Origin of the sequence: Actinospica durhamensis (assembly GCF_018139695.1) — a bacterium.
Taxonomy (GTDB): Bacteria; Actinomycetota; Actinomycetes; order Streptomycetales; family Catenulisporaceae; genus Actinospica; species Actinospica durhamensis.
The window spans coordinates 1-7,224 of the sequence record NZ_JAGSOG010000363.1 but is presented as its reverse complement, the minus strand read 5'-3'; the positions used below and the strand labels follow the sequence as shown (position 1 = coordinate 7,224).

Sequence of the window (7,224 nt, the reverse complement as noted above, 5' to 3'; positions counted from 1 at the left end):
CCACCATGCCACGCCGAACCCCCGCCACCCCCGCCGCCGTCACCACCCGCACCGGCGAGGTGCGCCTGCTGCCGGACACCGACCTTCCCGACGCCCACCTGCTCACCGTGGACGGCACCCCGCAGTCCTACGTCGACCTCGAGGACCCGACGCACCTCGAGTTCGAGTACGTCCGCCGCCTCGCCCACCTCGCCGACCTGGCCCTGCCGGCCGCGCCCGCGGCGGTGGACGCGCTGCACCTCGGCGGCGGCGCGCTGACCCTGCCGCGTTATCTCGCTCACACCCGGCCCGGCTCGCGCCAGCTGGCCGTCGAGATCGACCCGGAGCTGACCGAGTTCGTGCGCACCCACCTGCCGCTGGACAAGCGGGCCCGGCTGCGGGTGCGCGCCGCCGACGCCCGCGAGGCGCTCACCACCATGAAGCCGCAGGCCTGGGACCTGCTGGTGAGCGACGTGTTCGCCGGGGCGCGCACCCCCGCGCACCTGACCAGCCTGGAATACGTCCAGCTGACCGCGCACACGCTGCGCGACGAAGGGGTGTACGCGGCGAACCTGGCCGACGGCTCGCCGCTGCGCTTCGCCCGCGCGCAGGCCGCCACCGTCCAGGCCGTCTACCCGCACGCGGTCCTGATAGCCGAGCCCGCCGTGCTGCGCGGCCGCCGCTACGGCAACCTCGTGCTCGCCGCCTCCCGCCACCCGCTGCCGGTGGCCGAGCTCACCCGCGCCACCGCCGCCGACCCCTTCCCCGCCCGCGTGCTGGCCGGCGAGGAGCTCGCCGCGTGGACCGGCGGCGCCGCCCCGGTCACCGACGCCACCGCCGCGGACTCGCCCGAGCCGCCGCCGGGGACGTTCACGGTGTGACGGGGCGGGGGCGCGCCCGTCCCGTGGCCGCGGGTGGCCCTTGGCCGCGGGTGGCCCCGCCGCGTTGACACCCCCATCCTTCCAATGATTCGATGAATCGCATGAATGAAGGCGAGCCGCGCTACCTCACCGGTTTCGGCAACTCCCACCAGAGCGAGGCCGTCCCCGGCGCGCTGCCCCGGGGCCAGAACTCCCCGCAGCGCGCGCCGCTCGGCCTGTACGCCGAGCAGATCAGCGGCACCGCCTTCACCCAGCCGCGGCACGTCAACCGCCGCACCTGGGTCTACCGGATCACGCCCTCGGCCCGGCACAGCGCGTACCACCGGATCCCGAACGGCCACCTGCGCTCGGCCCCGTTCACCGAGACCGAGCCCACACCGAACCGGCTGCGCTGGAACCCGCAGCCGGGCGCGGACAACCCCACCGACTTCGTCGACGGGCTCTACACCATCGGCGGGAACGGCAATGCCCTGACGCACACGGGCATCGCCGTGCACACCTACCGGGCCAACCGGTCCATGACGCGGCGTTACCTCGTCGACGCCGACGGCGAACTGCTGATCGTGCCGCAGGCCGGCCGGCTGCACCTGTTCACCGAACTCGGCCGGCTGCACGTCGCGCCGGGGCAGATCGCGCTGATCCCGCGCGGCATCCGGTTCCGGGTGGACCTGCCGGACCCGGCCGCGGCCGGCTACGTCTGCGAGAACTACGGGGCCGCCTTCACCCTGCCCGAGCGCGGCCCGATCGGCGCCAACGGCCTGGCCGACGAGCGCCACTTCCAGGCCCCCGCCGCCGCGTACGAGGACCCGGCCGAGGTGGCCGCGCCGGTGCAGCTGGTGCAGAAGTTCGGCGGCAACCTGTGGGCCTCGGAGTTCGACCACTCCCCGCTCGACGTGGTGGCCTGGCACGGGAACTACGCGCCGTACCGCTACAACCTGGCCGACTTCACCACCCTGGGCACGATCAGCCACGACCACCCGGACCCGTCCATCTTCACCGTGCTGACCTCGCCGAGCGACACCCCCGGGCTGGCCAACGCCGACTTCGTCATCTTCCCGCCGCGCTGGCTGGTGGCCGAGCACACCTTCCGGCCGCCGTGGTTCCACCGCAACATCATGAGCGAGTACATGGGCCTGATCCACGGGGTCTACGACGCCAAGGCGGAGGGCTTCCTGCCCGGCGGCGCCAGCCTGCACAACAGCTTCACCAGCCACGGCCCCGACGCCGAGACCTACGCCAAGGCCTCCACCGTGCCGCTGGCGCCGCAGAAGGTGGACAACACCCTGGCCTTCATGTTCGAGACCCGCTGGCCGATCACGCTGACCCGGCACGCCCTCGACGCCCCGCACCGCCAGGGCGACTACGACGCGGCCTGGGACGGACTCGCCCCGCGCTTCTCCCCCGACGCCGACGCCGACCCGGACGCCGGCTGACGCCCGGCGCGCGCCGCCCGGACGCGTTCGCGATACGGTCAACCGCTATGTCCGCGCCCCGCCGACCGCAGCTGCCCGCGCCGCCGCCGCGCACCCCGCAGCTCCCGCTCTGGTACCAGGTGACCGAGGCGCTGCGCGCCCGCATCCTCACCCGCACCCCGGCCGACCCGCTGCGCCTGCCCACCGAGGCACGCCTGGCCGAGGAGTACGGCGTCGCCGTCAGCACCATCCGCCAGGCGCTGACCACGCTCGAGTCGGAAGGCCTGATCACCCGGCGCCGCCGGCACGGCACCTTCATCGCCGACGACGCCCCGGCCCATCCGCCGATCCACGTCCTCGGCACCCTCGACACGATCCTGTCCCAGCAGGCCGGCGACGACGTCGAGGTACTGCGCCGCGAGCCGGTGCCGACCCCGGCCCTGCTCGCCGCCCACTTCCCGGACGTCCCGGACCTCGTCGTGTACGAACGGCTGCGCCGCCACCACGGCGAACCGCTCAGCCACGCCGAGAACCACCTGCGCCCCGAACACGCCGTCCGGATCACCGAGGCGGACCTGCGCACCGCCCCCATGACCAAGCTGCTGCGCGACCACGCGAAACTCCCCATCGCCCGCATCGACAACATCGTCGAGGCCTGCGCCGCCCCGCCCGCCATCGCCACCCTGCTCGGCATACCCCTGGCGAGCCCCGTGCTGCGCTCGACCAACCTCACCTACGCCGCCGACGGCACCGTCGTCGACGCCGCCGTCATCCACTACCGCGCGGACCGCTTCCAGTACACCGTCAGCCTCGACCTGACGTGACGTGACGCGACGCGACGCGACGCGACCTGACGTGACGTGACGTGACGTGAGCCGTGGGCCGGGTGCGGCTGTCCGTGCCGCCGCACGGGCGGCCGAACTCCTCCCGCCAGACTGCGGTGGCGCCGTCCTCGACACGGCCGCCGACGTTCCCTCGCCGCACTGAAGCGCGCCAGATCCGGCCATCCGCCGCACGCGCCCGGCGCATTGCCCGCCCTGCCACCCGGTTCTACCGTGGTCCTACCTGAGTAGCGCGCGTGTGGGGGGATGGGGCGCATGGCGGACACCGACGCAGCTGGGACGGCCGACCCGGCCGTCGTCATCGCAGCCCGGCTCGAGCGGCTGCGCCGGGCCGGGGCGTGGAGTTCGTCAGGGCCCGTATCGGACTTCGCCGCGACCAAGGTCTCAGGGTTCGAACCGGCGGGCCAGGTGTTCGCGGCCACGGTGCTGCACCTGGGGTACACCACCAGCCGCGCCCGCTGCACCGGATCCTGGGCCTACACCCCGCGCACCGACCTGGCCGGCTCCGGCGGCCCCTTCCACACCCTGCTGCGCCGACAGTACGGCGCGCGGCGCACCGTGCTGGCGCGGGCCGTCGCGGAGTGCGAAGCCCTCGGCGCGGACGGCGTCATCGGGATACGCATAAAGACCGAGGAGTATCCGGCCGGCGGCACCGCGATCACGCTCGAGGGCCTGGCCGTGCGCGCCAGGTCAAGCACTCGCCCGGCCAGGCCGTTCACCACCCACGTGACCGCCCAGGACTTCGCCCGGCTGCTCGACCAGGGCTGGATGCCGTTCGAACTCGTCACCGGCATCGCCATCGCCTCCCGCCACGACGACAAGAACACCCGGCAACAGACCCGCCGCGGCCTCGGCCTCGAGGCCAACCGCGAGATCACCGGCTACTCCCACCTCGTCAACGACGCACGCCGCGACGCCAGAAACCAGCTGCGCCTGGCCGTCGAGGCCTGCGGCGGCGACGGGGTCGTGGTGGGCGCGATGACGCTGACGATCAGCGAACGCGAATGCCCCACGAACGAAGGCCAACACGACCACATCGCCAACACCACCGTCGCCGGCACCGCGATCGTCCGGCTCCCCGCGGACCTCGGCACCCCGCCTCGCAGACCCCTGACGATCATGCGCCTCGACCCGCGCACCCGGCCGGACCCGGTCGTCGTCGCCCACTCCCCCGCCGTCCCGACCGAGAACGAAGCGGCCACGGCGAGCAACGCGCCCGATGCGAACGACGGGGAGTCCCTGATCACCCGTGACGAGAAGGCCCCACTGACCGACCGCGTGGCCAACCGCATGGCCGCCCGGCAGCGCAGGAAGGACGTGTTCAGGTCCGATAACACGGACTGACGGACCCACCGTCGCCGCCGGGCCCCGGCGTTTCCGCTCTTCGCGTAGCCGCCCAGCTGGCGAGGAGTTTGAGCCGGTCTTCTGACGCGGTGCCGGGTTCGGCGGTGTAGACGACCAGGTCGTGCACAGCCCGGCCCGACAGGGGAAGGTCGAGGGACTGGAAGGTCAGTTCCAGCCGGCCGACGTCAGGGTGCTGCAGCCGCTTGACGCCGTCGTGGCGCATCAGGACGTCGTGCGCGGCCCATCGGCCGCGAAACTCGGGGCTGAGGGTGGACAACTCGCCGACGAGTTCGCGCAGCGCCCGGTCGCGCGGGTCGCGCCCGACCTCGGCGCGCAGCAGGGCCGCGGTGGCGATGGCGGCGGCGTCCCAGTCGACGAAGAAGTCGGATGCACCGGGGTCGAGGAAGATGTAGCGGGCGAGGTTGGGGCGACCGCGTCCGTCGGTGGTGGCGCTGCCGAACATCGGCGCGAACAGGGCTCGGGCCAGGGCGTTGCCGGCGACGATGTCCGTGCGGCCGTTGCGTACGAACGCCGAGGACGTCGTGATGGAGTCCAGCAGCCACTGCGCCCGGGGCGGGACCTCCACATCCCTGCGACGCGGCGGCGTACGACTCTCCTGCCGCGATGAGCGGGCCAGGTCGAACAGATAGGTGCGTTCGTCGTCGTCCAGTCGCAGGGCGCGGGCGACCGCGTCGAGGACGTCCTCGGACACGCCGCCGATGTGGCCCTTCTCCAGCCGCGTGTACCACTCGGTGCTCACCCCGGCGAGAACGGCGACCTCCTCGCGCCGCAGCCCGGGCACCCGGCGCCGGGCGCTGGTCGGCAGTCCGGCCTGCGCCGGGGTGATCTTGGCGCGACGGCTGGCCAGGAAGTCCCGGATTTCGCCGCGGGCTCCGCGGGTTCCGGGCGGTTGGTCCATGCCGTTCATGCTAGCCGCTGGTCACGGCACGAAGGGGGTTGAGCTTGTACCCCCATAAGCGCGACCTTCCCCGGTGGCGGAGATCGCGGTCTGCTGGGGGTCGGACGTTCCGACACGGTCACACGAACAGGCAACGGAGATAAGACATGACGAGTAAGGCGCTGACTGTGCCCGCGGTGGCGTTGGGCACGTGGGCCTGGGGAGACAGCGGAGAGGCGGGCGAGGGTTACTTCGGCAGTCGGCTGAGCGAGTCCGGTCTGCGGGAGGTCGTCGAGAAGGCGCAGTCGAACGGGTTCACCTTGTGGGACACCGCCGTGGCCTACGGCATGGGCCGCTCGGAGACGGTCCTCGCCCGGGCACTGACGGGCCGTGACCGCAGCGAGTATCAACTCTCGACGAAGTTCACGCCGCAGATCGCGGGCGACGGCGATGATCCGGTCGCGGACATGCTGGAGCAGAGCCTCGAGCGCATGGGCACGGACTACGTGGATCTGTACTGGATGCACAACCCCGCCGACGTGGCCCGGTGGACGCCGCTTCTGATCCCGCTGCTGGAGAGCGGCAAAATCAAGCATGTCGGCGTCTCGAACCACAACATGGCGCAGATCGCTCTCGCCGATCAGATCCTCGGCGCGGCCGGCTTCCGGGTGGAGGCGGTCCAGAACCACTACAGCCTGCTGTACCGCGGCTCCGAGCGCGCGGGCATCCTCGAGTACTGCCACGAGCACGACGTGCGGTTCTTCTCCTACATGGTCCTCGAGCAGGGAGCGCTGACCGGCAGGTACGACCCGGCCAATCCGTTGCCGGAGGGCAGCAGCCGGGCAGCCGTGTACAACGGCATCCTGCCCCGACTGCAGGCGCTGACGGACCGGATGGGCGCCATCGGCGAGAACCACGGCGCGTCCGCCGCCGATGTCGCCACCGCCTGGGCCATCGCCAAGGGGACCACCCCGATCATCGGAGTCACGAAGGCGGGTCACATCGACGGCCTGGTCCGAGCTCGCGGCATCGAGCTCGCCGAGCAGGAGATCGCGGAACTGCAGGCGCTGGCGGATACCGCGGACGTCGACACGCGCGGCTGGTGGGAGCAGGAAATGTGACGTGCGAGCAGACCGCTCCGAGGGGAGGCCATCCCGATCCGCGCCCGATCCTCCACTGGCGTAAGAGTACGGCCGTGCGGGTGATCAGATGGCCAGGCAAAATGATCAAGAGTGATCAAGTGGATACCCTGCGTAGGCACATTGATCCCCGCACCAGAGGAATCCCATGCGACGCACCGTCACGGCCGCCTTTGCCATCCTCGCTTCCAGCACAGCCATCGCCCTCGGCGCCGCACCGGCATCAGCAGCCGTCCACACCGACGCCCCCACTCAACCGGCCTACTTCGTGATGACCGACATCACGCACGAGCACTTCGTGGTCAAGCTGACCGACCCGATGGACATCGCCCACGCCCGGGACCTGCTCAGTGGCGAGACGACCGACCAGCCCCATCTCATGGCCATCATCAAGCCGGACACGGCGCCCTACAACCCCCGGTGGAGCTTCCACACCAGGCCGGACACCGTGGAGTTCTTCGACTTCGCGACCGAGGTCTGCGACGCCACCATCCCGTATGTCGAGGAGCACCTCGACGAGGCCGGCGGCGCGTTCCTGCCCGGATACCGGTGGTGCGACTGGAGCTCCCGGCTGGTCCGGGAAATCCCGGCACAGTAGAAGGACGGGAGGCGCCCCGGGCCGAGAGGCCCGGGGCCGCGTCTTACCCCGAGCCCCGGTGCCGCCGCCTTCCTCCGTCCCGCCGTGGCCACCGTCGCGCTGCGGTGGGCCTGTTATCTACGGTGCCGCCC

At 72.0% G+C, this 7,224-nt stretch carries 7 protein-coding genes; 6 read left to right on the top strand and 1 reads right to left on the bottom strand.

Annotation, left to right across the window (positions count from 1 at the left end):
- Positions 1–5: 5 nt before the first annotated feature.
- The 4 genes from KDL01_RS37460 (at position 6) to KDL01_RS37445 (ending at position 4,458) form a co-directional block, all read left to right on the top strand.
- Entirely contained in the window at positions 6–860 is an 855-nt protein-coding gene (locus KDL01_RS37460; protein WP_368861732.1) for a spermidine synthase, read from the top strand.
- Between the two features lie 101 nt (positions 861–961).
- Positions 962–2,293, top strand: a complete 1,332-nt coding sequence (gene hmgA / locus KDL01_RS37455; protein ID WP_212533463.1) for a homogentisate 1,2-dioxygenase — start codon at positions 962–964, stop codon at positions 2,291–2,293.
- Positions 2,294–2,340: 47 nt separating this feature from the next.
- A complete protein-coding gene (locus KDL01_RS37450) occupies positions 2,341–3,096 on the top strand; it encodes a GntR family transcriptional regulator (protein ID WP_212533462.1) in 756 nt (251 codons plus the stop codon).
- 273 nt (positions 3,097–3,369) lie between these two features.
- A complete protein-coding gene (locus KDL01_RS37445) occupies positions 3,370–4,458 on the top strand; it encodes a heavy metal-binding domain-containing protein (RefSeq protein ID WP_212533461.1) in 1,089 nt (362 codons plus the stop codon).
- Here the strand turns inward: KDL01_RS37445 and KDL01_RS37440 are convergent.
- Positions 4,436–5,377, bottom strand: a complete 942-nt coding sequence (locus KDL01_RS37440) for a helix-turn-helix transcriptional regulator (protein WP_246577539.1) — start codon at positions 5,375–5,377, stop codon at positions 4,436–4,438. The genes KDL01_RS37445 and KDL01_RS37440 overlap by 23 nt on opposite strands.
- Positions 5,378–5,523: 146 nt before the next feature.
- On the opposite strand from KDL01_RS37440, the gene KDL01_RS37435 reads away from it, so the two are divergent.
- Together KDL01_RS37435 and KDL01_RS37430 are read left to right on the top strand one after the other, a co-directional pair.
- Positions 5,524–6,477, top strand: coding sequence for an aldo/keto reductase (locus KDL01_RS37435; RefSeq protein ID WP_212533460.1), 954 nt, complete (start codon positions 5,524–5,526; stop codon positions 6,475–6,477).
- A gap of 166 nt (positions 6,478–6,643) precedes the next feature.
- Positions 6,644–7,093: a BP74-related protein gene (locus KDL01_RS37430; RefSeq protein ID WP_212533459.1), complete on the top strand. Its 450-nt coding sequence runs from the start codon at positions 6,644–6,646 to the stop codon at positions 7,091–7,093.
- The last annotated feature ends 131 nt before the right edge of the window (positions 7,094–7,224 follow it).

Bases quoted from the DNA above. Each gene is read 5' to 3' on its own strand.
- KDL01_RS37460 (WP_368861732.1), top strand. From the start codon at position 6: ATGCCACGCCGAACCCCCGCCACCCCCGCCGCCGTCACCACCCGCACC.
- hmgA (WP_212533463.1), top strand. From the start codon at position 962: ATGAATGAAGGCGAGCCGCGCTACCTCACCGGTTTCGGCAACTCCCAC.
- KDL01_RS37445 (WP_212533461.1), top strand. From the start codon at position 3,370: ATGGCGGACACCGACGCAGCTGGGACGGCCGACCCGGCCGTCGTCATC.
- KDL01_RS37440 (WP_246577539.1), bottom strand. From the start codon at position 5,377: ATGGACCAACCGCCCGGAACCCGCGGAGCCCGCGGCGAAATCCGGGAC.
- KDL01_RS37435 (WP_212533460.1), top strand. From the start codon at position 5,524: ATGACGAGTAAGGCGCTGACTGTGCCCGCGGTGGCGTTGGGCACGTGG.
- KDL01_RS37430 (WP_212533459.1), top strand. From the start codon at position 6,644: ATGCGACGCACCGTCACGGCCGCCTTTGCCATCCTCGCTTCCAGCACA.
- KDL01_RS37450 (WP_212533462.1), top strand. From the start codon at position 2,341: ATGTCCGCGCCCCGCCGACCGCAGCTGCCCGCGCCGCCGCCGCGCACC.